General features: G+C 61.8%; 21 protein-coding genes and 1 tRNA gene. 5 read left to right on the top strand and 17 right to left on the bottom strand.

Annotation, left to right across the window (positions count from 1 at the left end; all coding sequences use genetic code 11):
- Entirely contained in the window at positions 1-1,191 is a 1,191-nt protein-coding gene (locus tag LLY24_RS06755; RefSeq protein ID WP_259035511.1) for a Bcr/CflA family multidrug efflux MFS transporter, read from the bottom strand.
- A gap of 210 nt (positions 1,192-1,401) precedes the next feature.
- Here LLY24_RS06755 and tal point away from each other — a divergent pair, with 210 nt between their 5' ends.
- Positions 1,402-2,337, top strand: a complete 936-nt coding sequence (gene tal, locus LLY24_RS06750; RefSeq protein WP_259035510.1) for a transaldolase — start codon at positions 1,402-1,404, stop codon at positions 2,335-2,337.
- A gap of 136 nt (positions 2,338-2,473) precedes the next feature.
- On the opposite strand, the gene LLY24_RS06745 is transcribed toward tal, so the two are convergent.
- From LLY24_RS06745 to LLY24_RS06710, 8 genes are all read right to left on the bottom strand, one after another.
- Positions 2,474-2,983 (bottom strand): STAS domain-containing protein, encoded by a 510-nt coding sequence (locus LLY24_RS06745; RefSeq protein ID WP_259035509.1) that lies wholly within the window; start codon positions 2,981-2,983, stop codon positions 2,474-2,476.
- Positions 2,973-4,166, bottom strand: coding sequence for a PP2C family protein-serine/threonine phosphatase (locus tag LLY24_RS06740; protein WP_259035508.1), 1,194 nt, complete (start codon positions 4,164-4,166; stop codon positions 2,973-2,975). Before LLY24_RS06740 ends, LLY24_RS06745 begins: the two co-directional genes overlap by 11 nt.
- 8 nt (positions 4,167-4,174) lie before the next feature.
- Positions 4,175-5,032, bottom strand: a complete 858-nt coding sequence (locus LLY24_RS06735) for an MlaA family lipoprotein (RefSeq protein WP_427854542.1) — start codon at positions 5,030-5,032, stop codon at positions 4,175-4,177.
- Between the two features lie 37 nt (positions 5,033-5,069).
- Entirely contained in the window at positions 5,070-6,191 is a 1,122-nt protein-coding gene (locus LLY24_RS06730; RefSeq protein ID WP_259035507.1) for a beta-ketoacyl-ACP synthase III, read from the bottom strand.
- A 106-nt stretch (positions 6,192-6,297) separates the two neighbouring features.
- The gene (gene hrpA / locus LLY24_RS06725) at positions 6,298-10,302 is read right to left on the bottom strand and encodes an ATP-dependent RNA helicase HrpA (protein ID WP_259035506.1); all 4,005 of its coding nucleotides are present in this window, start codon (positions 10,300-10,302) and stop codon (positions 6,298-6,300) included.
- A 129-nt stretch (positions 10,303-10,431) separates the two neighbouring features.
- The gene (locus tag LLY24_RS06720; RefSeq protein ID WP_259035505.1) at positions 10,432-12,105 is read right to left on the bottom strand and encodes an AMP-binding protein; all 1,674 of its coding nucleotides are present in this window, start codon (positions 12,103-12,105) and stop codon (positions 10,432-10,434) included.
- An 83-nt stretch (positions 12,106-12,188) separates the two neighbouring features.
- Positions 12,189-12,986: a class II glutamine amidotransferase gene (locus tag LLY24_RS06715; protein ID WP_259035504.1), complete on the bottom strand. Its 798-nt coding sequence runs from the start codon at positions 12,984-12,986 to the stop codon at positions 12,189-12,191.
- A 57-nt stretch (positions 12,987-13,043) separates the two neighbouring features.
- Positions 13,044-13,466, bottom strand: a complete 423-nt coding sequence (locus LLY24_RS06710; RefSeq protein ID WP_345799640.1) for a hypothetical protein — start codon at positions 13,464-13,466, stop codon at positions 13,044-13,046.
- A 132-nt stretch (positions 13,467-13,598) separates the two neighbouring features.
- On the opposite strand from LLY24_RS06710, the gene LLY24_RS06705 reads away from it, so the two are divergent.
- Both LLY24_RS06705 and LLY24_RS06700 read left to right on the top strand, forming a co-directional pair.
- Complete coding sequence (locus LLY24_RS06705; RefSeq protein WP_259035502.1) at positions 13,599-15,704, top strand: S9 family peptidase; 2,106 nt, start codon at positions 13,599-13,601, stop codon at positions 15,702-15,704.
- A 257-nt stretch (positions 15,705-15,961) separates the two neighbouring features.
- Entirely contained in the window at positions 15,962-16,144 is a 183-nt protein-coding gene (locus tag LLY24_RS06700) for a hypothetical protein (RefSeq protein ID WP_259035501.1), read from the top strand.
- Positions 16,145-16,151: 7 nt separating this feature from the next.
- Here the strand turns inward: LLY24_RS06700 and LLY24_RS06695 are convergent, their stop codons facing one another.
- The 7 genes from LLY24_RS06695 to grxD form a co-directional block, all read right to left on the bottom strand.
- Positions 16,152-16,637 carry a YcgN family cysteine cluster protein gene (locus LLY24_RS06695; protein ID WP_259035500.1) on the bottom strand — a complete coding sequence of 162 codons (486 nt, stop codon included), beginning with the start codon at positions 16,635-16,637 and terminating at the stop codon, positions 16,152-16,154.
- Entirely contained in the window at positions 16,637-16,930 is a 294-nt protein-coding gene (locus LLY24_RS06690) for a YcgL domain-containing protein (RefSeq protein ID WP_259035499.1), read from the bottom strand. The genes LLY24_RS06695 and LLY24_RS06690 overlap by 1 nt, the downstream gene beginning before the upstream one ends.
- On the bottom strand, positions 16,927-18,072 hold the full coding sequence (rnd, locus tag LLY24_RS06685; RefSeq protein WP_427854540.1) for a ribonuclease D: 1,146 nt from the start codon (positions 18,070-18,072) through the stop codon (positions 16,927-16,929). The genes LLY24_RS06690 and rnd overlap by 4 nt, the downstream gene beginning before the upstream one ends.
- A 41-nt stretch (positions 18,073-18,113) precedes the next feature.
- Positions 18,114-18,719 (bottom strand): recombination mediator RecR, encoded by a 606-nt coding sequence (gene recR / locus LLY24_RS06680; protein ID WP_259035498.1) that lies wholly within the window; start codon positions 18,717-18,719, stop codon positions 18,114-18,116.
- A gap of 3 nt (positions 18,720-18,722) precedes the next feature.
- Entirely contained in the window at positions 18,723-19,049 is a 327-nt protein-coding gene (locus tag LLY24_RS06675; protein ID WP_259035497.1) for a YbaB/EbfC family nucleoid-associated protein, read from the bottom strand.
- A 30-nt stretch (positions 19,050-19,079) separates the two neighbouring features.
- On the bottom strand, positions 19,080-21,062 hold the full coding sequence (gene dnaX, locus LLY24_RS06670; RefSeq protein WP_259035496.1) for a DNA polymerase III subunit gamma/tau: 1,983 nt from the start codon (positions 21,060-21,062) through the stop codon (positions 19,080-19,082).
- Between the two features lie 130 nt (positions 21,063-21,192).
- Positions 21,193-21,543, bottom strand: coding sequence for a Grx4 family monothiol glutaredoxin (gene grxD, locus LLY24_RS06665; protein ID WP_259035495.1), 351 nt, complete (start codon positions 21,541-21,543; stop codon positions 21,193-21,195).
- 225 nt (positions 21,544-21,768) lie between these two features.
- Here grxD and argF point away from each other — a divergent pair, with 225 nt between their 5' ends.
- Positions 21,769-22,689: an ornithine carbamoyltransferase gene (argF, locus tag LLY24_RS06660; protein ID WP_259035494.1), complete on the top strand. Its 921-nt coding sequence runs from the start codon at positions 21,769-21,771 to the stop codon at positions 22,687-22,689.
- A 153-nt stretch (positions 22,690-22,842) separates the two neighbouring features.
- On the opposite strand, the gene LLY24_RS06655 is transcribed toward argF, so the two are convergent.
- Positions 22,843-22,918, bottom strand: a tRNA-Ala gene (locus tag LLY24_RS06655).
- 174 nt (positions 22,919-23,092) lie between these two features.
- Here LLY24_RS06655 and uvrY point away from each other — a divergent pair.
- Positions 23,093-23,743 carry a UvrY/SirA/GacA family response regulator transcription factor gene (uvrY, locus tag LLY24_RS06650; protein ID WP_259035493.1) on the top strand — a complete coding sequence of 217 codons (651 nt, stop codon included), beginning with the start codon at positions 23,093-23,095 and terminating at the stop codon, positions 23,741-23,743.
- Positions 23,744-23,823 lie beyond the last annotated feature (80 nt).

Below are 23,823 nucleotides of genomic sequence, written 5' to 3'. Positions count from 1 at the left end.
CTACTCATCATAAGCGAGCTTTTGCGGTGTGAGCTGGCGCACGCCAATATTGCCAAGTACGGAGGCGAGCAACATGGTCACCACCATGGGCCATAAGTGCGGCACCTCGAAGCCACTGACCATCAGCCCTGCAATCGCGCCGCAAGTGAACTGAATGCCGCCGAGCAGCGCCGTAGCGGTCGCGCTGATATGGCCGAAATGATCGAGCAGCGCCGACATCGCATTGGGCGTAATCAGCCCGATCATGCTGGTGAACACCATCACCAGCGCTACGACTACCCACAGCTCTGCAAGCCCCAAGAGCGTCACGCCGAGAAGCCCCGCGCCCGCGCAGAGCTGTACCGCCAGCCCCAAACGCAGGTTCTGCTGCGGCGTACGCGTTCGTAGCAGCTGAATATTGACCCGATTGGAGAGCGCAATGACGATGACATTGACGCCGAACACCAGCGGATAGTGTGCGGCAGAAATATCGAAGTACTCCAAATAGACGTAGGGAGAGGCCGTAACGAAAGCGAAAAGCCCAGCAAAGGAAGCGGCAACGGCGCAGATGTACCCCATCCCCTCGCGATGGCGCAGAATACTTGCGTAGTTGCCCAGCACTTGGCGCGGCGTTGCGGCGGGCAGTGTCATATCGCGCGTTTCAGGCAGCTTGGTGCCCAGCAGCCAGAGTAAAAATGCTGCGTAGGCCGCCAGGAAAACGAAGATCAGCCACCAACCCGCCAGGTACAAAAGCCCGCTGCCCACCATAGGTGCCACCAGCGGCGCCAGCATCATGATCATGGCCATGGTCGACATCACCTTGGCAGCCTCGCGCCCGCTAAAGCAGTCACGCACGATTGCCGCCGAGTTGACCACGCAAGCTCCTCCGCCCAACGCCTGCACGAAGCGCCAGATCAGAAGCGATGAAAGGTCGCTGGTTTGCGCAATCATCAGGCTCGCCAGCATGAACACCACGAGCCCTCCCATCAGCACTGGCTTACGCCCTACCCGATCCGACAGCGGCCCAAAACAGAGCTGCCCCAAAGCAAACCCGAGCAAAAAGACGCTGATCGAGAGTTCCGTTCGATGGATGGTGGTATCGAGCGTATCGGAGATTATCTCGATGGCGGGCAAATAGGCATCGATGGCGAAAGGCGCCAACGCCGTATTGGCGGCGACGAGCAGCGCCGTCTGACGGGAGGTCAGCTTCAAAACGGGCTCCTGTTGAAAAGAGGCGAGAGCAAGCGGTCGATAAGGCAGCTAATCATACAGCCAAATCGTCTAAGAGACAGGGTGGCTCTAGCGCTTAGATCGAAGGACGATACCCAGCGCGCCCAAGCCTTGCTACAGTGATCGGCACGACGATGCACAATGCCAACGCACACCACCGCTATAGAGCGCGACGCAAACGAAGGGAAGCACATGGCCAACGATTACCTGACCCAGCTCAAACGCATGACCACCGTGGTAGCGGATACCGGCGATCTCGATACCATTCGCCGTTTCGCCCCACAAGATGCGACGACCAACCCCTCGCTGATTCTCCAGGCGGCGCAGCATCAGGATCACCGTGAGCGGATGAGCCGCATCGCCCGCGAGAGCAGCGATGTCGATACGGCACTCGACCGCGTTGCCGTCGAACTCGGCACCGAAATCAGTCACCTGGTGCCGGGTTATGTCTCTACCGAGGTCAGCGCGCGCCTCTCTTTCGATACCGATGCCACCATTGCGCGGGCGCATAGCCTCATCGAACGCTACGCCCAGCAGGGTGTGGATGCCGAGCGCATCCTGATCAAGATCGCCTCGACCTGGGAGGGCATTCAAGCCGCGCGCCAGCTCGAACGCGAGGGCATTCGCACCAACCTGACGCTCTTGTTCGGCTTCGCCCAGGCCCAGGCCTGCGCCGACGCCGGTGCCACGCTGATTTCACCCTTCGTCGGGCGCATTCTCGACTGGCACAAAGCGCGCGAGCCCGATGCCGATTTCAGCGGTGCCAACGACCCCGGCGTGCGTTCGGTGAAGCGCATCTTCGAGCACCTCAAAGGGCACGGCTACGCCACCATCGTCATGGGCGCAAGCTTCAGAAACGTCGGCGAGATCGAGGCGCTGGCGGGCTGCGATCGCTTGACCATCTCCCCTGCCCTGCTCGATGAGTTGGCCTCCCGCGAGGGCGAGCTCACCCGCGTGCTTACCCCTCCCACCGCCCGCGAGGCAACGCCCGAGCCCCTCACCGAAGCAGAGTTTCGCTGGGCGCTCAACGAGGACGAGATGGCCAGCGACAAGCTCGCCGAGGGGATCCGCAAGTTCATGGCCGACCAACGCAAGCTCGAAGAGCTGCTCGCCAAACTGCGCCACTGATCGTCTGCCCCACAGGCAACCAAAGAACAGGTAACCAAAGTTAGGTGGCTGACCAACGCAAACGCCTCGCAAAAGCGAGGCGTTTGGCGTTATAGCGTTCCATTTGGCGAGATGACCTAGAGCAGCGGTCTTAGACCTAGCTCGGTGCGTGCTGATGCGTCTCGAGCATCTCTACCAGCGGCTGAAACTGCTCGCGGTTGTGCTCGTTGATGTGCATGAGGATGCGGTGCGCTTCGAGAATACGCTGGCGCATTCCCTCTTCGTCGGCCGGCACTTCGGGAAGCTCCTCCATGGGGAGCTCCGCCGAGGGCGCCAGCGGCGCACTCAGCAGGGTAAAAAAACGTGAGAAGCCCATGACGTCGAGCATTTGGCGCACGTCGGGGTTATCGACGATGATCGTCGGTGGCTGCTCCAAACGCCCTTTCACCGCCATGGCCACCTTGGCCAGAAACCCCAGCGCGGTGGAATCGACGTTGGAGGCCTCGCGTAGATCGATCATTACGGCCGTGAGCCCAGGCGTTGCCGCCAGGCGCTGCGCCTGGGTATCCAGCGTCGCACACAGGGTCAGGCGTACGTCGCCACACAGCTTCAATACAAAAACACCGGAATCGAACGCCGCTTTGATACGGCCTTCTTCAATCAGCATGACCAAAACCGCTCACCATCATGATTGTCAGATCATCGGGTAACGCATCGCGATCCGTGCTCGTCTCGTCCTCGGCGTCTCCCTTGGCGAGGAGCGCGTTGGTCGCTGCGAGCCGATCGCGCAACTGCTCAAGCGTGTCACTTTCGCTTACCAATTGCTCAAGCTCCTTGAGCCGTGTGCCCAGCGTCTTGCCGGGCAAACACTCCAGTACCCCATCCGAACATAGCCAGAGGCGAAAGGTGTCGGGTAGTCGACAGCTCAGCGCAGGATACTCCACATCGGGGAAAAGTCCTACCGGCATGCCTTCACCGTCGAGCGCGATCAGCTCTCCATTCGCCACCAATAACGGCATAGGCAGCTGAGCGCCGAGCGAATAGTGCAGAGTCTGCGTCTCGCGGTCAATAACGCCGACGAAAAGTGTTGCATGTTTGCCAATGTTGGCATCCTGCAATTCGCGGTTCATCGCTGCAAGCCAGGCGGCAGGTAGCGCCTCCGGGTGCTCGCCGTCCCACTCACTGAGCCAGCGGTTACACAGGTACTTGAGCAGCACGGTGACGAACGCCGACGAAGCGCCATGACCCGCCACATCGGCAAAATAGAACGCGCTATAGCGCGCGTTGTAGCGCTGGTAGTCGAGGAAGTCTCCCGAGAGATAGAGCGACGGCGCAAACCAGTAGTCGTAATGAATGCCGTTGATCTCGCTCGGGCGAGCGGGCAGTAAGCGCCGCTGAATATGGCTACCGCTTTGCTGATCCATACGTAGCAGCGCCAAATGCGTCTCTAAGCTCTCATTGAGCTCGGCCAGACGCGCCCGGTCACGCTCACGCTCGATCTCGAGATGGCGAAGCTCGATCACTTTACGAATCATGTGGCGCAGTAGCGCGGCGTGGCGCAATGGCTCGACGATGTAATCCACCACGCCGGCATCGATCGCCTTGAGCAGTTCGAGATCCTTGCGCGAGTCGCTCACCACCAGCGTAGGCACGCGCTCGCTCAGCGCGGCCCACTCACCAGGCGGCACGGCGCTGGCATGAACCACGACGAGAGCCGTCTCAGCGGGCAGCGTTTGGGTGTCAGCCGCGGCATAGACCCACATACCGCCGCAGGTGATCGCCTCGGCCAGGGCGTCGCGTTCGGGCCCTGAGGCGTTGATCACCGCGACCAGATGCTTGGATTGCGCCATGAAGGGCCTCAGTCGACGACCGTCTCGTTACTAAGCGCGTCGCGATCATCCATGGCCGCGTCGTCGAAACCAGCATCGTCAAAGTCAGCGTCGTCGAAATCAGCGTCCTCGAAATCAAAGTCATCCATGGAGAACGGGTCATCGCCCAGCTCGCCATCGTTGATCTCGAACTGGCGCCGCTGGAGGTAGGCATCGCGAATGAAGCTATAGCGATCACCACTGATCAATTCTTCCTGATCGAGCAAGCCTGCGCGTACGTCGATGATACCCAGCGCCGCCAGCGTATAGCGAAGCTCTTCGTTATCCATATAGGCGAGTGGGTTGGAGCGTAGATCGACTGGAAGCCCCGTGGTATCGCGCAGCGTGCTCGGCCCCAGCAGAGGCAGCACCAAGTAGCGCGAATCCTGCCAGCCCCAGGCTGCCAGCGTCTGCCCGAAGTCCTCTTTGTCGGCGAGGATTTCCATATGGGTGGCGTAATCGAGAAGCCCACCGATCCCTACGGTCGAGTTGATCACGAAACGCCCCGTGGCCTTGCCCGCATTGGCGAACTTGCCCTGCAGGAGACTGTTGACCACGGTACGCACTTCCCACAGGTTGGAGAAGAAGTTGCTCACCCCGGTTTGCACCGGGTCGGGCGTCACTGCCCGATAGCCCTGAGAAACGGGTTTCAAGGTATAACGATCGACCACGTCATTGAAGGCAAAGACCCGGCGGTTGAAACCCTCCCAGGGGTCGGCAGGGTTGGGCTCTTGCATCGACTGGGTCGTGGCACAGCCGCTCAAGAGGCTGAGCATAAGCGTGGCGAGCATGAACCGCGTAAGGCCACTACGGCATGGGAAGTTCACCCGACCCAGCAGGCTCAGCATGATAGACGTTCCTTTTGGCATGTTGCTGTTCTCGTTCTCACTGGCGCCGAACGACGACGCTACCGGCGCTATACCCCGCACCGAAAGAGCAGATCACTCCGATGTCATCGGCGCGCATGTTCTCGCGGTGCAGATGGAAGGCAATGATCGAACCGGCCGAGCTTGTATTGGCGTAGCGATCGAGAATGATCGGCGCCTGCTCGGTATCGGGGTCGAAGCCTAGCACGCGGCGGGCGATCATGTCGTTCATGTGGCGGTTGGCCTGATGCAGCCACAGCTTTTTGAGATCGCCCCCTTCGAGCTCGAGCGACGCCAAATGCTGGGTGATCAACTGTGCTACCAGCGGGCACACCTCTTTGAACACTCGCCGCCCTTCTTGGACGAAAAGCTTATCTACCGCGAGCGGGTCGCTATCGGTAACGCGGTTGAGAAAACCGGCGTTGTTGCGAATGGCGTTGGAGAACTGCGTCACCAAGCGTGTGCCGAGAATCTCGAAGCGCTCGGCGGCGGTGGCGACGTCATCGCTTTCGAGCACGATGGCGGTACAGGCATCGCCGAAGATGAAGTGGCTGTCACGGTCGCGAAAATTAAGATGCGCCGAGCAGATCTCAGGGTTGACGATCAACGCGCGCTTCACCGCGCCGCTGGCGATGGCGTTGGCGGCGGTATGCAGCGCAAAGGTCGCCGAGCTACAGGCAACGTTCATGTCGAAACCGTAGCCTTGCGCTCCGAGCGCCTGCTGAAGCTCGACGGCGACGGCCGGATAGGCACGCTCGAGGTTCGAACAGGCAACGATCACCAGTTCGATCTCGGCGGCATCGACGCCCGCCTTTGCCAGCGCCTCGCGAGCGGCATCGAGCGCCATGCTGCACTGAACCGAGGGTTCGTCGTTATCGCGTTGGGGCAGCCGAGGGCGCATGCGCTTAGGGTCGAGAATGCCTTCGGCGTCCATCACGAAGCGGCTTTTGATCCCCGAGGCCTTCTCGATGAACTCGCTGCTGGAGTAGGCCAGCGGCTCACGCTCACCGGCCTGGATGGCGCTGGCCAGGTGGGCATTTTCACTATCTACCCAAGCATTGAACGCCTCGACCAGCGTCGCGTTATCGATAGCGTGCGCCGGCGTATAGAGTCCCGTACCGGTGATCACCGCTTTTGTCATGCCGTTCTCCTCTTGCCGACTCGGCTTGCTCTTCAAGCGCGGCCTCTTCAGGGGCGTCTCATTGAGTATACTTTGCGCGCTCGGCGCGCATTTTGCCAGTCTGGCGCTAAACGCTGGTGATCTCCTGCCAATGCTTCTCCAACCGCTTAGCCGACACCGGCATCCGCGTGCCCAGCTGTTGGGCAAATAGCGACACACGCAGCTCCTGAATCCACCAGCCGAATTCGACCAACGCCGGGTCTTCGGCGCGGCCGCGGCGCTCGCTTTCGCGGCGCGCGTCAAAGCGTGCCTCCAACGCCTGCACGTCGTGCATCAGCAGTTGGTCACGCCCGCGTTCGCGCCCGGCCTTTTCCAGACGGATCAACGCCGCTTCGGTATAGCGCGGGTACTCCGCCAGCCAATCACCGGCGGCGCAAATGAAGCCAGGATAGACCAGGCGCTGCATCTGCGCGCTGATATCGCTATACACCAGCGCCAAGGCAAAATTGAGCTTGCCCTTGAGCACCTTGGTCACGGCCAGATGCCCGGTGAGCGCGGCCTTGACGCGCACGAGCAGCGCCTCGGCGTGAGGTACCAGCCGGGGGCGAATTTCCTCCAGCCGCGCCTCCAACGCTGCCTGCCCGCGCGGCAGCGCCGCCTCGGCCATGACCTGAGTGAAGACTGCCAGGAGTAGATCATCGATTAGCGCCTGCTTGCTGCCCACTTTGGCAAACAGCAGTGCGCTCTTCTCCACATCGGCCAAGCGCTTGATCGCACGCACTTCGCTGGGCAGGCGCTCGATGGCGAGTCGCGCTACGCCCTCGCGGTGGGCGGCTTCGGCTTTGGCCGGGTGATCGAACAGCACCACGCGAAATTCACTCCCTTCGTGCACCAGCGCAGGAAAGGCCTCAACGCGAATACCCGCCTGCGTGGTTACGCTCGAGGCGGGAAGCGGCGTCTGCGGAAGACCACCTAGCGCCGGAGCGTTCGGCGCGTTCTTGGCCAGCGCCTGGGCACCCTCGCTTGCGGCGCGCTCGAACCTGGCCACCAGCTCGCTCAACTGCCGCCCCTGGCCCAGCGTTTTACCCTCGTGATCGACCACCCGCAGGTTCATCTTGAGATGCGCGGGAAGCTGCTCCAGGCGCCAGTCATCGGGGTGCACGCGCACGCCCGTGCGGCGGCGAATGAACTCGCCCAACGCCTCGGTTAACGGCCGATTATCGGCCACCAGGGACTCTAGCGCGGCATCGACCCAGTCGGGAATCGGCACCACCTGGCGACGCAGGCTCTTGGGCAGCGACTTCATCAGCGCAATGCACTTCTCGCGCAGAAGGCCCGGCACCAGCCAATCGAGCGCGTGCTCGGGCAGTTGCGACAGCATCGCTGCGGGTAGCGTAAGGGTGACGCCATCGTCCTCGGCGTCGGGCTCGAAGTGGTACGCCAGCGGATAGGTCACGCCTGCGAGCACCAACTGATCGGGATAGTGGGTGGTGTTGACGTCTTGGGCATCGCGCGCCTGCAGCGCAGCGCGGTCGAACTTGAGCAGATCGGGCGTTTCGCGCTCCGCCTGTTTGCGCCAGTGCTCGAACCCCTTGCCATTGACGACATGGGCCGGGATGCGCTCGTCGTAGAAGCCAAACAGCGTCTCTTCATCGACCAGGATGTCACGACGCCGCGCGCGGTCCTCGAGCGACTCCACCTCTTCGATCAGCGCGCGGTTATGGGCAAAGAACGCCGCCTGAGTGCGGTACTCGCCTTCGACCAGCGCGCGGCGGATGAATAGCGTTCGCGACTCGTCAGGATCGATGGTGCCGTAGTGCACCCGGCGACCGCTGACGATGGGCAGGCCAAACAGCGTGATCTGCTCCTTGGCCACCACCTGGGCGCGCTTCATCTCCCAGTGCGGGTCGCTGTAGCTACGCTTGACCAGATGCAGCGCCTGGGGCTCGATCCATTGCGGCTCGATCTTGGCCACGGTACGAGCAAAGAGCTTCGAGGTCTCGACGAGCTCGAACGCCATGAGCCACTTGGGCGATTTCTTGGCCATGCCGGAGCCGGGATGGATATTGAACTTACGGTTGCGCGCGCCAAGGTACTCGCGATTCTCGGTGAGCATGCCGATATGCGACAAGAGCCCCGAGAGCAGCGCCTGGTGCAGCTTACCCGAGGTAGTGTGCCTAGCCTGACGGGCCTGCTCTTCGCTCTCGTCGGGGTCGCGTGGCTTGGGCGGCGGCACTTCGATGGCCATATCCCGCAGCAGCTGGCGTAGCTGACGAAAGGTATCGTGCCACTCACGCACGCGCAGGTAGTTGATGAAGTGCTCACGGCACCAGCGGCGTAGTTGGTTGCTGGAGAGCGCTTCGCGGGCGTTGTCGATGCCGTGCCACAGGTTGATCAGGGCAACGAAATCCGAGCCGGGGTCGTGCCAGCGCAGGTGCGCCTGATCGGCGGCCTGGCGTTTGTCAGCGGGACGCTCGCGGGGGTCCTGGATCGCCAGCGCCGAGACCACGATCAACACCTCGCGCAGGCTACCAAACTCGGCGCCCGCCAGCACCATCCGCGCCAGCCGCGGGTCGATGGGCAAACGCGCGAGCTTACGTCCAAGCTCGGTGATGCGCTGCTGCTCACTGACCGCGCCCAGTTCGAACAGCAGGCGAAAACCATCCTTGACGAAACGCCCATCGGGCGGGTCGACGAAGGGAAAGGCTTCGATGTCCCCCAGCTTCAGCGACAGCATGGAGAGAATCACCGAGGCCAGGTTGGTGCGCTGGATTTCGGGGTCGGTGAATTCAGGGCGAGCGATGAAATCGGCCTCATCAAAGAGACGAATGCACACCCCTTCGGCGACCCGGCCACAGCGCCCTTTACGCTGGTTGGCGCTGGCCTGGCTTACCGGCTCTACCGGCAGGCGCTGGATCTTGGAGCGATAGCTGTAGCGGCTAATGCGCACCAGGCCGGGATCGATCACGTAGCGAATGCCCGGCACGGTGAGCGAGGTTTCGGCCACGTTGGTCGCAAGCACAATCCGCCGCCCGCGATGGGCCGCGAAGACTCGGTTCTGCTCCTCGTTGGAGAGTCGGGCATAGAGCGGCAAAATCTCGGTGCCCTTGAAATCGGCGCGCCGCAGCACGTCGGCCACCTCGCGAATTTCGCGCTCGCCGGGCAAGAACACCAGCACGTCGCGCGGGCCGTGCAGCCAGCCCTTCTCGCGTTCGATGGTCTCGATCTCGGCCACCGCCTCGACGATCCCCTCCTGCAGAGTGCGATCCTCTTCGTCGTCGGCGTCGCGCACCAGTGGGCGATAGCGCACCTCGACCGGATAGGTACGGCCGGACACCTCGACGATGGGCGCAGGCCTCTCTGGCGTGCCGAAGTGGGCGGCAAAGCGGTCGACGTCGATCGTCGCCGAGGTGATCACTATTTTAAGATCCGGGCGCTGCGGCAACAGTCGCTTTAAATACCCCAGCAGGAAGTCGATATTGAGGCTACGTTCGTGGGCCTCATCGATGATCAGGGTGTCGTAGCGCAGCAGCAGCGGGTCGTGCTGGGTCTCGGCCAACAGAATGCCGTCGGTCATCAGCTTGACCAAGGTCGCGTCGTTGGTCTGATCGGTGAAGCGCACCTGATAGCCCACCTGCTCGCCCAGCGTCACCTTGAGCTCTTCGGCCAAGCGGTTGGCGACGCTGCGTGCAGCCAGCCTTCGGGGCTGGGTGTGCCCTATTAGCCCGCGCCGCCCACGGCCGATTTCGAGACACATCTTGGGTAGCTGGGTGGTCTTGCCCGAGCCGGTTTCACCGGCCACGATCACCACCTGATGCTCGCGTAGGGCCGCGACGATATCCTCGCGCCGTTCTACGACAGGCAGTTCGGCGGGATAATCGAGACTCACGGGCACGGCGTTACGCTTGGCGATACGCTGCTCGGCGCGCTCGAGCTCGCCCGTAAGCTCGTTCAAGCCCCGGTCGATGGGCTTGCGCTCGCGCAGGCGCCGCTCGAGATTGCGTAAGCGGCGGTCGATACGCTGGGTGTCGCGGTGCATGAGCGTGGCACTGCGCTGCGTCAGCGCAGCGAGGCGCTGGGCGTCTTGGGAGGCTTCGGGCATGGCGTTGGTCACGGTCGGTTCGACGGTCATCCTCGTACGCGGGGAGCGTAAAAAAAGAGGTAAAAAAGTGGCCCACTCGAACGAGCGGGCCGGATAGTGTAGCGCTTTCTGATCCTCGACGCCTAACGCCTAGCCGATCAGGCCGCTAATCCTCGAATATCACGATGTGCTCTCTTTGACCTCATCGCGCAGTTGGCGGCGCAGCACCTTACCCACGTTGGTCTTCGGCAGCTCGTCGCGGAACTCGACGAAGCGCGGCACTTTATAGGATGTGAGCTCTTTCTTGCACCAGGTGCGTAGGGTCTGCTCGTCGAGCTGAGGATTCTTCGATACCACGAAGAGCTTGATCGCCTCACCGCTGTCTTCGTCCGGCACGCCCACGGCGGCACACTCCAGCACGTCAGGGTGGGCGGCGGCGACCTCCTCCACCTCGTTGGGGTAGACGTTGAAGCCCGAGACCAGAATCATGTCCTTCTTACGGTCGACGATGCGGATGTAGCCGTCGTTCTGGAGCACGGCGATATCCCCGGTATGGAACCAGCCGCCTTCGTCGATCGCCTCACGGGTCTCGTCATCGCGCTGCCAGTACCCCTTCATCACCTGCGGGCCACGCACGCAGAGCTCGCCCGGCTCACCAAAGGCGACGTCACGGTTTTCGCTATCGACCACCTTCACCTCGGTGCCCGCAACGGGCTTGCCGATGGTACCGAGCTGAATGGCGTCGGTGGGGTTGAAGCTGACCACCGGCGAGGTCTCGGTCAAGCCATAGCCTTCGGCGACGGCACAACCGGTCACCTCCTCCCAGCGCTTGGCCGCGCTCTTGGTCAGTGCCATGCCGCCGGAGATGGTGAGCTTCAAACGCGAGAAATCGAGATTGCGAAAGTCTTCGCGGTTGCACAGGGCATTGAACAACGTATTGAGACCGATGAAAGCGGTGAACTTGAGCCCTTTGAGCTCCTTGACGAAACCGTCGAGATCGCGCGGGTTGGTGATCAGCAGCGAATGGTTGCCGGTTTCCATCAAAAACAGGCAGTTCACCGTGAAGGTGTAGATGTGATAGACCGGCAGCGGCGCGATCACCAGCTCATTGCCATTATCCAAGTGGGTACCGATGACCTTGCGCGCCTGGAGCATGTTGGCTACCAGATTGCGGTGGGTCAGCATAGCGCCCTTGGGCCGCCCGGTGGTGCCGCCGGTGTACTGCAGCGCGGCCATGTCGTCGAGGGTGCGCTCGACGTCCTGATAGCTGTGCCGGGCGCCGTCGCGCAGCGCGCTGCGAAAACCAATGGCCTTGGGCAGCGAGTAGCTCGGCACCATCTTTTTGACGTACTTGACCACGGCGTTGATAAGCAGACGCTTGGGAAAATCGTGTAGATCACCAATCTCGGTGACCAGTACGTGCTTGAGTTCGGTTTGACCGAGGATCTTGTCGAGCTTAGCGGCCATATTGGCCAAAATCACGATCGCCTTGGCGCCCGAGTCTTTGAATTGGTAGGCCATTTCGCGCTCGGTATAGAGCGGATTGGTATTGACCACCACGAGCCCCGCGCGCAGCGCGCCGAACACCGAGACCGGAAACTGCAGTACGTTGGGTAGTTGAATGGCGATGCGATCGCCCGGTTCCAAGTCGGTTTCGTGCTGCAGCCAAGTGGCGAAGTCGGCCGAGAGACGGTCGAGGTCGGAGAAGCTCAGCGTCTTACCCATACAGGTAAAGGCGGGCTTGTCGGGAAAGCGCGTAACGGCGGCGTGAAAGACATCGGCGATCGAACGATAGTCGTCCAGGCCGTCGAGCTCAGGGCCCTTGAGGATAGGGTCAGCGGCGTGCTCGCTCATGGCAGTCTCCTTGGTTGCGGTCGATGTCGTCATCGACTTGTTCTTATTTCAAACGCTTATTTCAAGCAGGTGTTGCTGACAGCTTATACCGAGATGGGCATTGATGCCTCGAAGCGCGCCTCGATTGCACCATTGCGCCAGACCAAAAGCTCTCCTGGGGCCATCTTGCACCAGCGTTCGTTCTGGGTCAGCGGCTCGGTTGCGATCACCGATACGATGTCGTGACAGGTGGTGTGCTCGGCGAAGTTTACCGTCATTTCGGCATCCGAAAGCACAGCTTCGCCAAAGGGTGCGCGCCGGGTGATATGGGCAAGCTTGGTGGTGCAGTAGGTATACAGATAGGTGCCATCGGAGAGCAGCAGGTTGAATACCCCGAGTTCGCGCAAGCGCTCACAGGCACGATGTACCGCCTGCCAGAGTGCTTCGGGCGCCTCGGGCGGGGTAGGAAATTCGCGGCGCAACTCGCCAAGCAGATAGCAAAAGGCGTGCTCGCTATCGGTGCTGCCGACAGGCGTAAATACATCGAGAGGCAGCGTTTGCCAGCCGCTTAGCTGGCCGTTATGGGCGTAGCACCACAGACGCCCCCACATCTCGCGGGTGAAAGGGTGCGTATTGGCCAGGTTCACCCCACCGACGTTGGCTTGGCGGATATGACTGATGACGGTATGGGACTTGATCGGATAGTCGCAAATCAGTCGCGCAATGGGCGAGTCCACCGACGGGTGCGGGTCGCGAAATTCGCGGTAGCCACCAGCTTCGTAAAAAGCGATCCCCCAGCCATCGCGGTGCGGCCCGGTGCCGCCGCCGCGATGCAGAAAGCCGGAGAAGCTGAAGCAGATATCGGTTGGGACGTTGGCACTCATGCCCAGCAGCTCACACACGCAGGCTCTCCTGGCTGGCTATCCTGATTGATTATCCTGACTGGCTACCCTAACTGACTAGCGAATGACCGGTTCGCGACGGGCGACCGAAGGCTCCTGGCGCGGCGCACGCGGGCGGCGGGGCTGAGGCGTGTCGTCTTCGTCGTCAAGTTCGGGCGTGCGTTTGCGCCACCACAGGGCAATGCCAACGACTGCTCCCACGCCCATGAACACGATCAGCCACAAAAGCCCACCGAGAAGCGCAGAGTGGTCGTGCTCGAAGGTACTGACCGCCGCTACCATGGCCGCAGGCGCCCAGCCGGTGTAGAACTCACCGTCTTCGAGCAGCGGCAGTTGAAAGCGCGCGGGCGCCCACATGGCCCCAGCGATCACCCAGGTCAGTACCAGACGCAGCAAGCGTGGAAAAATACCCAGTGCCAGATAGACGGCCACGAGAACGACCAGCGACACAGCGTAATAACTTAGCCACAACAGTGACATTGACTCTCCAACCAGCATAATACGTGCATACCTCTATAAGGGGATGTGACTCGCGTCGCTGCGTTGATGGCGACGACTGCTCGATTTCGATGACCGCTCAATCTCACTGACCGTTATGGTACCTGTCTATTCATGAAAGCACAGCCCGAGACGCCCGCCCAGGAAGTCGTTGCACGCTATTATCGCCCGAACGATCCCGCTTGGCACTGGTTAGAACAGCGCGACGCCCCGGACGTTCCCGCTTTTCTCAACGCTGCCAACCGCGAGCATGCGGACTGGTTCGCGCCCTTGGCGCCGCTGGCCGAAAACCTCTATAACGAACACCTTGCCCGGCGCGAGTTGGCGGTCACCAGCTTGCCCGCAGCACTCGACCATTTCACCCTCTGGAGCGAAACCGCCGCCGATCAAGACTACCCGCGCTGGTGGCGCCATCCTAACGGCGAGCCCGAGCAGCGCGAGTGCTTCTTCGACGTCAACGCCCGCGCCGGTGAGGCCGAGTTCTACGATATCGGCGACATGGCACTCTCGCCCGATGAGCAGTGGCTCGCCTGGACCGAAGATACCCAGGGCGACGAACGCTTTACTCTCTGGCTCAAGGCGCTGCCTTCGGGTACGCCAGTCAAGCTTCTCGACGATATTGGCCCTGCGCTCTGCTGGGCTGAAGACCAGAGCGCCGAGGCCGCCACACTGCTGTTCACGCGCTTCGATGCCACCCAGCGCCCGGATAGCGTCTGGCGCTTGGCGCTCAAGCTCGCTTCATCTTCCAGTGACGCTCCCAGCGCAGAAGAACCCGTACTAGTGTGGCGCGATGACGACCCTGAGTTTTGGGTCGGCATGGGCAAGACCCGCTCGCGGGAGTGGCTAATCATCGAAAGCGCCTCCAAGCAGACCAGCGAGAGCCATTTAATTCCCGCGCGCACGCCCGACCAAGCGCCGCGCTGCCTGCAGCCACGCGCGCCGGGTGTCGAGTACAGCATCGAACACCGCCCGGGATTTTTCTATCGCCTGCACAACGCCCAGAGCCCTCACTTCGAGCTCGACGTCATTGCCGAGGCGGCGCTGTTACAAGATTCTCACCCCGCGTGGACATCACTCATCGCCCATCGCCAAGACACCACCCTCGAAGGCGTCGACGCCTTTTCCTGGGGACTTGTGATTAGCGAGCGCGACCATGCAAAAGCGCAGGTACTGTTACGCCGTTTGGTGCTCGATGAGCAGCACCGTATCGATCTCGACGAGCACTTGGCCCTCCCAGAACCCGTCTGTTCGCAGTTACTGGAAGACACGCCACACTTCGACACCCAGGTCGTGCGCCTGCGTGAAGAGTCGTTCACCACGCCGCCAAGCTGGTACGCCCTGGATTTGGCTAGTGGCGAGCGCCGCCTGCTCAAGCGCACGCCGGTGCACGGCGCGCTACCGCCTGAGAAGTTGATCAGCCGTCGTATCTGGGCGCAAAGCGCCGACGGCGAGCGTGTACCGGTCTCGATCGTGGCGCGCGCCGATCTCGCCGATCAACCGCTGCCGACGCTGCTCTACGGCTACGGCGCCTATGGCGAGCCGCTCGACCCGTGGTTCTCCATCGCGCGGCTGGGGCTACTGGAGCGCGGCGTGGCCTTTGCCGTGGCTCACGTACGCGGCGGTGGCGAACGTGGCGAGCCCTGGTACCTAAAGGGCAAACTCGCCCACAAAGAGAATAGCTTCGCGGATTTTCTTGCCGCCCGTAACGCCCTAGTCGAGCAAGGCTTGAGCGACCCCGAGCGTATCGTCGCCAGCGGTGCCAGCGCGGGAGGGCTCTTGATTGGCACCTGCATCAACCGCGCCCCCGAGGCCTTCTGCGCCGCGCTGTTGGAAGTCCCCTTTCTCGACGTGCTGCGTACCATGCAAAACCCGGAACTACCGCTAACCACTGCCGAGTACAGCGAGTGGGGCAACCCCGAGGAGCGCGAGGTCGCCGAGCGTATCCAGGGCTACTCGCCCCTGGACAATGTTCGCCCCCAGGCCTATCCCGCCCTATGGATCGAGGGCAACTGGTTCGACACGCGGGTGAGCTACTGGGAACCGGCCAAGTTCTACGCCCGGGTGCGTCAGGTGCAGCAAGGCAGCGCGCCGGTGCTGCTCTACACCGACATGAGTAGCGGCCACGGTGGCGCCTCGGGCCGGTTCAAAGCGTGGCAAGACAGCGCTCGCCAAGACGCCTTCATTCTCTGGGCACTCGGCTTGAGTGCGAAGAACGCCTAGCCCCTCCCCCCTCCTTTTTTCAAACGTAAGCGCACTCGACGCTTAGCTACCTTTCAGCGCAGGCACCCGCCTGCGCTGCGCTGTATTGCGCATATAAAAAGCGCAAATAAAAAATGGAAGCCATTTCCAAAATAAATTCGAAAACGATTTCCATAATACACTTTTCGTGACACACTAGACCTTAGTCGTAGTCTTGGTGAGCCCTAAGAAATCAGGGCGACATCGAGACATTGAAAATTTAGAGAGAGGGCAACGTTATGGCCTACCGCGATCAGTTCTTGACCATTTGGGATCTACCTTCAGCGAAAACGGCGCCAGCATCCGGCAGCGCTAAAAAGAGCGCAGCAGTAGAAGCCGACGCCGCACCGCGCGCGCAGAAACCGCTCAAGGAGATGTTCTATTCGATTTGGGATGGGCGCCGCGTCACAGCGTCGCGCTGAGTTTCGCCTACATCGGCAACACGGCGATGATATGCGACTCCCAGCGCCGCTCTGGCACCTCATCCTGAGAGATGGCGAAGCTTCGAACGCTGACACCCTTGCGGTGAACGCGTTCGGCATCGTTGCTCAGGAGCGGGTGCCAGCCCGCCAGCTTGCGTCCTTCAGCCACACGGCGGTAAGCGCAGGACGCCGGAAGCCAAGTGAACTCCTTTACCAGCGCTGGCGTAAGCTGAGTGCAGTCGGGCACGTAGTCGAACCGATTGGCGTAATCGCCGCACTGGCAGCTATCGATGTCCAACAATCGGCAGGCTAGGTTGAGCACCGCAAGCTCTTGGGTCTCATCGTCGTGCAGTTTGAGTAAACAGCACTGCCCGCAGCCGTCGCAGAGCGCTTCCCACTCGGCGTCGCTGAGCTCCTCTAGGCTATAACGCTCCCAAAAGCGCTCACGCAGCGCCCCCTCTGGCCGCGCAGAAGGTGAAGACGCGCAGGCCATCAATAGCGCGCCTCGGTAGGCGTACGATAGAGATTCAACAGATACTCCTCTTTGGCCGGCGGCATCTGCAGGTAAAAGCCACGCTCACGAATACCGGCCAGCACTTCTCCCACGTCGGCGCGGGCCAGCGGCTTGTCGGCGCGCAGCAGCAGCGTAAACACCGGAACGGGTTTGCCAAAACGCTCGAGCAGCGCCTCGGGTACCCGCGCTAGGCCTTCGCGCTTATCGACGTAGAGATACATTTCGTCCTTCCGCGGGCTCTTGAATACCTCGCAGATCAGCTTGTCACTCATTGCGTCACCTCGTCGAGCGCCTTCTCGATTCGTTGCCCCAAATAGTCGCCGCGCCAGCCCAAAGGAAGCGCCAACGGCTGCGCCTTGAGATGCGCCATCACCAGCGCCTCGATATCGCGACGGCGTAGCAGCATCTCGGGCGCCATACCCAGCTCCTCGCCAGCGGCGTTGGCCACGCGCTTGACCGCCTTGAAGCGCTGTTTGAAATCGGCGCGTGCCGGGTCGGGCCAGCTCGCCTCCAAGCTCTCTTCAGGCTGGTAGGCGGCCGCTTTCACCAGCGCCAGCAGCGTATCGCCTTCTTTTTTCACTAGCGTGGGCTTCACGCCTTCTACGGCGGCAAGCTCATAGCGGTTACTTGGCATCGCCTCGGCAATGGCGAACAGTAGTTTGTCGCTGACCAGCCAGTTACGCGGCAAATTGCGCCGCCGGGTTTCGCCTTCGCGCCACGTGGTTAGCGCGCGATAGGCAGCCAGCGCGCGCGGCGCCAGTCGCCACAGCTGGCGCTGGCGGGTGTACCACTGAGTATCGTTCTCGCCGCTGCGTCCGGCCTGTTCGACCAGAGCGGAACACTCTTCGCTCACCCACGCGAGACGGCCGCGCTCGGCAAGCACCGCCGACTGAAGGGCCCAGACCCGATACAGGTAGATCACATCCAGGGCAGCGTAGTCGCACTGCGCCGGGCTCAGCGGTCGCTCCAGCCAGTTGGAGCGGGTCTCTTCCTTGGGCAGTGTCTCGTTCATCCATAGCGCCACCAGTTTCTGATAGCCCATGCCCGGGACCGGCCCCAGAAACGCTTGCGCCACCTGGGTATCGATCATCGGCGTGGGCAAGGTGCCCGCCCACTCGAGAAACACCTCGAGATCCTCGCTACAGGCGTGCAGCAGCTTGATCGCCGCACCCTGCAGCAGGGCACGAAACGCCTCAGTACAGGGCGTGACGGTAGGATCGACGAGATAAGCTGCCCCGCCTGCGCTGAACTGGATCAAGGCGGGCACGGGAAAGAAGGTGTTTTCGCGAAAGAACTCGGTATCGAGCGCGATCACGTCCGCGTGGGCAACATCGGCACAGGCCGCGTCGAGCGCCTGGGGCGTATCGATCCAGACATAGAGCGGTGAAGGCAAGGAGGAAGGGTGCAAAGACAAGGGCGATTCCGTAGAGGGTAAAGAGCGATGAGCGAGAAGGCTTAATCGCTGGTGAAGGGCAGGCGTCCATTGAAGGCGCGACTTAGCGTGCCACCATCGACGTATTCGAGCTCGCCACCCATGGGCACGCCATAGGCAAGGCGCGAAAAGGTAACGCCGTAAGCGGCGAGCTGGCTGGCGATATAGTGCGCCGTTGCCTCGCCTTCCACGGTTGGGTTGGTCGCCAGCACGATCTCCTGGATGTTGCCCTCGGCCACCCGCGCTTCGAGCAAATCGAGGCCAAGCGCATCGGGCCCTACGCCATCGAGCGGCGAAAGGTGCCCGTGCAGCACGAAGTAGCGACCACTAAAACCGCCCGCCTCTTCGATGGCGAGCTGATCGGCCGGCGATTCCACCACACAGAGCAGCGTGTCGTCGCGACGCGGGCTTTCACACAGAGCACATACCGACGCCTCGGTCAGGGTACGGCAGCGCTGACAATAGCCGACCTCGTCGATAGCCTGCTCGATGATCGCCGCCAGGCGCTTACCGCCAGGGCGCTCACGCTCGAGCAGGTGCATGGCCATGCGCTGGGCCGTTTTCGGCCCCACGCCGGGAAGTACCCGAAAGGCTTCCATCAACTGCTCGATGAGCGGAGAGAAACGCATCGATTAGAACGGCATCTTGAAGCCGGGGGGCAAATTGAGGCCCGACGTCGCTTCTTCCATCATCGATTTGGTGCTGGCTTCGATCTTGCGCACCGCATCGTTGACCGCTGCCGCCAGCAGGTCTTCGAGCAGTTCTTTGTCTTCTTCCATGACACTCGGGTCGATGGTGACCTTGCTCACGTCATGACGGCCGTTCATGGTGACCTTGACCATACCCGCACCGGCTTCTCCCTGAACTTCGGCCTTGGCGACCTCCTCCTGGGCGCGCTGCATCTTGTCCTGCATCTCCTGGGCCTGCTTCATCAGGTTACCCATTCCACCTTTGAACATGGTATCGCTCTCCACGGGTTGTCGTACGGTCTATTGGCTGACGGGTTTGACGCTGTCGGTGATCAGCTCGGCGCCAAACGCCTCTTGAAGTTGTTGAATATGGGGGTCGCGCGAAAGAAGCTCAACCGCCTGGGCGTGACGTTCGCGATCGAAGCGCGCTTCCTGCTGATGCGGCGTTTCCACACCGTCATCAAGCGCACCGACCTCGAAATCGAGACGCCGAACGATTCCCTGGGCGGCCAGCGCCTTCTCGATACGCTGGTTGTGAATATCCGCCTGCATGGCGGCCTGGGCCGGGTCAAGACGCAGCGTGAGCACGCGGCCATCGTCTTGCTGCAGTTGGCAATTGGCCGCCAAGTTACGCGTCAAGCCACCTAGCCCCAACGAACTAAACATAGCCAGCCAGCGCGAGTGGTCCAGCAAGGCGCCATCGTCATGTGCGGCGGGCGCAGGCTCTGGCGCGGCGACCGGCGCCTTGGGTGCGACCAGACTTTCGCGCTCGGGATTTTCCGCTCCCTCCTGCGGCTCATTAGCAACGGCACTGGTGGCCTGCTCGAAGGCTGGCTGCTGCGCCAAGGCGGGCTGGGGCGCCTCAAACAACTGTTCAGGCACCGGCGTCTCTAGCGCCCAGGGCGGCGCCTCATCAAACACGGGCGCTGGCTCCTCGGCAGGCGCTTCATTGACTGGAGCGGCGGGCGCCTCGACCGGCGCCGTTTGAACGGGCGGCGGCGGTGGCACCTCTGTAGGCATGTCATTGCCCGGCGCCGGGCGTGCAGGCGCCGACTCAGCCTGAGCCGCTGGCGCTGTTTGGGGCGCTGGCTGAGCGGTAGGTGCGGGGGCATCGCCAGTTGCGCCATTGCTCGGCGGCTCGGGGCGCATGGGTAGCGGCGTACGCGGCGGCCGGGGCACGCCTTGTGGGCGAAATGCCAGCATACGTAGCAGCGTCATTTCAAGCGAGCTGCGCAGATCCGGCGCGTGCAGCATATCGCCGCGCCCCTGCACGGCGATCTGGTAGTAGAGCTGGATATCCTCGGCGGTGAAGCGCGAGGCCAACTGCAAGATGGTCTCGCGGTCGCCCTGGCCGTTATCTACCGCCGCTGGGACCATCTGAGCGATCGCCAAGCGGTGCAGCACGCCGGACATGTCGTCGAGCACGGCGGCAAAATCCGGGCCCTGCTCGGCAAGCTGGGCCACTTCGGCCAAAAGGCGCGCAACGTCCACGTCGGCAAGGGCCTCGATCAGCGCCAGAATATGACGATGATCGAGAGTGCCCAGCATGGCGGCCACGTCGCCCTGGGTCACCGCGCCCTGCCCAAAGGCAATCGCCTGATCGGTCAGGCTCATGGCATCGCGCATCGAGCCCTCGGCAGCCTTACCCAGCAGCCACAGCGCACTCTCATCGAAGCTGATACCCTCGGCGGTAAGCACGTGAGTCAGGTGTTTGACGACGCGCTCGGGCGGCATGTGCTTGAGGGTGAACTGCAAGCAGCGCGACAGCACCGTGGCCGGAAGCTTTTGCGGATCGGTGGTGGCGAGAAGAAACTTGACGTGGGGAGGCGGCTCTTCGAGGGTTTTCAGCAGCGCATTGAAGCTGCTGGTCGAGAGCATGTGCACTTCGTCGATCAGGTAGACCTTGTAGCGTCCCTGGGTCGGGGCGTACTGGACGTTGTCGAGCAGCTCACGAGTGTCTTCGACCTTGGTGCGCGACGCCGCATCGACTTCGATCAAGTCGACGAAGCGCCCTTCGTCGATGGCCCGGCAGCTATCGCACTGCCCGCAGGGGGTGGAGGTGATGCCTTCGTCGCCGCGGCCACCAGCAGTACAGTTCAAGCACTTGGCGAGAATACGCGCCAGAGTGGTCTTGCCCACGCCACGGGTGCCGGTAAAGAGATAGGCATGGTGCAGGCGCCCCTGATCGAGTGCGTTGACCAGCGCGCGCTGAACATGCGACTGGCCCACCAGCTCATGAAACGTGCGGGGGCGCCATTTGCGGGCCAGAACCTGATAGCTCATTGCGCGGTGTATCCTTAGGCGGGCGGGAAGGCGTGACGAGACGCCGGATGAAAAAGGGCCATTCTAGCGACTGCGTCGCAGCCCGCCAACCGCTCGGCCGTGGCGACTAGGCCGAGCGGTGAAACGCGTCTTAGGCGTCTTGGTTGCCTTCGGCGGCGCTGGCACGCTCGGCAGCGGCTTTGATCAGGGTTTCGAGTTCGCCGCTTTGGTGCATTTCCATGACGATATCGCAGCCCCCGACCAGTTCACCTTCGACCCACAGTTGCGGGAACGTCGGCCAGTTGGCGATCTTGGGCAACTCGGCACGAATGTCCGGGTTGTCCAGCACGTTGACGAAGGCAAAGCGTTCGCCACAGCTCATTAGCGCCTGCACGGTCTGGGCGGAAAAGCCACACTGAGGCAGCTGCGGCGTGCCCTTCATGTAGATGAGGATGGGGTTCTCGCCGATCTGGCGCTGAATGTTTTCGGCAGTTGTGCTCATTGGCTATCTCCACTGTCTGAGCGTCGAATCGTTCGACGGCATGGGCGACCGGTCGTCGTCGCGCTTACCTGCCCTTATACCCTAGCAGTCAAGCGCAATACGTCACGCCGCACATACCTGAGTGATTCACTGGGCTATTGTGTCGGCCCATTCTACGCATGCCATTCGCGTTGCGCATCCCCTAGTGCATCGCTAGGATGGTCTTTTTGCGTGGAGAGCAACGCCATGGCGACCCGCCATTTCCTGACCCTTCTCGATTTGACGCCTGAGGAACTGAGCTACCTGATCGACCGTGCGATCACCATCAAAACCCGCCTCAAGGCAGAAGGCCCGGTCTATGCGCCGTTCGCCAACCGCACCCTGGCCATGATCTTCGAGAAATCGTCGACGCGAACGCGCGTCTCCTTCGAGACGGCCATGGCGCAGTTTGGCGGCCACGCCCTCTTTCTCTCGCCTCGCGACACCCAACTGGGGCGCGGTGAGCCGATCGAAGACACCGCCCGCGTGCTCGCCGAGATGGTCGATATCGTCATGATTCGCACCTTCTCCCACGCAGGCCTCGAAACCTACGCCAGCGCCAGCCAAGTGCCGGTCATCAACGCCCTGAGCGATGACTACCACCCCTGCCAATTGCTCGCCGACGTCATGACCTGGACCGAGCTTCGCGGTAGCGTCAAAGGCAAGACGGCGGTATGGATCGGCGACGGCAACAACATGTGCCACTCGTGGATCAACGCCGCGCGCCAGTTCGACTTCAAGTTGCGTATCTGCTGCCCAGAAGGCTATGACCCCGACCCTGCCATCGTGGCTGGTGCAGGCGAGCGCATCACCCTCTACCGCGACCCGCGCGAAGCTGCCAAGGACGCCGATCTAATCACGACCGACGTTTGGGCTTCGATGGGTCAGGAAGAGGAGCAGGCCAAGCGCGAGGCGGACTTCAAGGGCTTCCAGGTCGATGAAGCACTGCTCGATAGCGCCGCTACCGACGTGCTCTTCCTCCACTGCCTGCCCGCGCACCGCGGCGAGGAGATCAGCCAAACGCTGCTCGACGACCCCCGTGCGGTGGTATGGCAAGAAGCCGGCAACCGCCTACACGCACAAAAGGCACTGATCGAGTTTCTCTTGCTAGGCAACGTCGAGGACTAAATCCTCCCTTTCTCTAGCACCTAAACGCCCGGCCGCACCGGGCGTTTGGCTATCAGTCATTCGGTAAAGAACCGACACGCAAAAAAGGGGGGGCAAGGCGTGAACACGCCGCATAGCAAAACGCCCCACCCGAAGGTGAGGCGTCTTAAAATTTGGTGGAGCCTAGCGGGATCGAACCGCTGACCTCAACACTGCCAGTGTTGCGCTCTCCCAGCTGAGCTAAGGCCCCATGCACTGCCTTGCGACAGCGAGGCGAATACTACCAGCTTTATGTCTGGGGTCAAGTCTCTTTTCGATCCACACTTAATTAATTCTCCTTTGTCGCCCGCTATGGCAATCTATGCCCTTACAGAGCAAATCATCAGCGCCGTTGTCGCATAGATTGCCATGCAGGAGCCTGCCCTTGATCAACGTGTTAATCGCCGATGATCACCATCTGGTGAGAACCAGCATCGCCCACCTGCTCAACCAAGAGCGCGACATCAAGATCATTGGTGAAGCCGACGATGGCGAAAGCGCCGTTGCCCAGTGCCGTCACCTAAAGCCCGACTTGGTGCTGATGGATATCCGCATGCCCGGCATCGGCGGCCTCGAAGCCACGCGCCGCATTCATCGCACCATGGAGGACATCAAGGTCCTCATCCTGACGGCGCACATGGAAGACAACGTGGCGCGCAAGATGCTCGAGGCGGGCGCATCGGGCTTTCTCAGCAAAGGGGCCGAGCCCGGCGAGATGGTCGATGCCATTCGCCAAATCTTCCACGGCCGTCGCTACATCAGCCAAGAGATCGCCCAGCGCATCGCCCTCTCCCACTATCCGCGCAAGAAGAATCTGTTCAGCCAGCTTTCGCACCGCGAACTACAAATCGCCATGATGATCGTCAACTGCGAGCGGGTGCAGGATATTTCCGACCATCTTCATCTAAGCCCGAAGACGGTCAACACCTACCGCTACCGCATCTTCGAGAAGCTCGATGTTGCCACCGACGTCGAGCTCACCCACCTGGCCCTGCGCCACGGTCTGGTCGATGGCTTCAATAAGACCGAGAACTGACCTACCCTTTCGACGTCCACTTCGCGCTCGGTAACCATCGAACCGCTTGGAACCGAGTGCCGCCGCCGGTGTCTCGTACA

This window comes from Halomonas dongshanensis (genome assembly GCF_024790395.1).
Classification (GTDB): domain Bacteria; phylum Pseudomonadota; class Gammaproteobacteria; order Pseudomonadales; family Halomonadaceae; genus Vreelandella; species Vreelandella dongshanensis.
This window is presented reverse-complemented; position numbering and strand designations above follow the sequence as displayed.

Excerpts from the sequence above, each read along its gene's own strand:
- tal (WP_259035510.1), top strand. The coding sequence starts at position 1,402 with ATGGCCAACGATTACCTGACCCAGCTCAAACGCATGACCACCGTGGTA.
- LLY24_RS06745 (WP_259035509.1), bottom strand. The coding sequence starts at position 2,983 with ATGCTGATTGAAGAAGGCCGTATCAAAGCGGCGTTCGATTCCGGTGTT.
- LLY24_RS06740 (WP_259035508.1), bottom strand. The coding sequence starts at position 4,166 with ATGGCGCAATCCAAGCATCTGGTCGCGGTGATCAACGCCTCAGGGCCC.
- LLY24_RS06735 (WP_427854542.1), bottom strand. The coding sequence starts at position 5,032 with ATGCTGAGCCTGCTGGGTCGGGTGAACTTCCCATGCCGTAGTGGCCTT.
- LLY24_RS06730 (WP_259035507.1), bottom strand. The coding sequence starts at position 6,191 with ATGACAAAAGCGGTGATCACCGGTACGGGACTCTATACGCCGGCGCAC.
- hrpA (WP_259035506.1), bottom strand. The coding sequence starts at position 10,302 with ATGACCGTCGAACCGACCGTGACCAACGCCATGCCCGAAGCCTCCCAA.
- LLY24_RS06720 (WP_259035505.1), bottom strand. The coding sequence starts at position 12,105 with ATGAGCGAGCACGCCGCTGACCCTATCCTCAAGGGCCCTGAGCTCGAC.
- LLY24_RS06710 (WP_345799640.1), bottom strand. The coding sequence starts at position 13,466 with ATGTCACTGTTGTGGCTAAGTTATTACGCTGTGTCGCTGGTCGTTCTC.
- LLY24_RS06705 (WP_259035502.1), top strand. The coding sequence starts at position 13,599 with ATGAAAGCACAGCCCGAGACGCCCGCCCAGGAAGTCGTTGCACGCTAT.
- LLY24_RS06700 (WP_259035501.1), top strand. The coding sequence starts at position 15,962 with ATGGCCTACCGCGATCAGTTCTTGACCATTTGGGATCTACCTTCAGCG.
- LLY24_RS06695 (WP_259035500.1), bottom strand. The coding sequence starts at position 16,637 with ATGGCCTGCGCGTCTTCACCTTCTGCGCGGCCAGAGGGGGCGCTGCGT.
- LLY24_RS06690 (WP_259035499.1), bottom strand. The coding sequence starts at position 16,930 with ATGAGTGACAAGCTGATCTGCGAGGTATTCAAGAGCCCGCGGAAGGAC.
- recR (WP_259035498.1), bottom strand. The coding sequence starts at position 18,719 with ATGCGTTTCTCTCCGCTCATCGAGCAGTTGATGGAAGCCTTTCGGGTA.
- LLY24_RS06675 (WP_259035497.1), bottom strand. The coding sequence starts at position 19,049 with ATGTTCAAAGGTGGAATGGGTAACCTGATGAAGCAGGCCCAGGAGATG.
- dnaX (WP_259035496.1), bottom strand. The coding sequence starts at position 21,062 with ATGAGCTATCAGGTTCTGGCCCGCAAATGGCGCCCCCGCACGTTTCAT.
- grxD (WP_259035495.1), bottom strand. The coding sequence starts at position 21,543 with ATGAGCACAACTGCCGAAAACATTCAGCGCCAGATCGGCGAGAACCCC.
- argF (WP_259035494.1), top strand. The coding sequence starts at position 21,769 with ATGGCGACCCGCCATTTCCTGACCCTTCTCGATTTGACGCCTGAGGAA.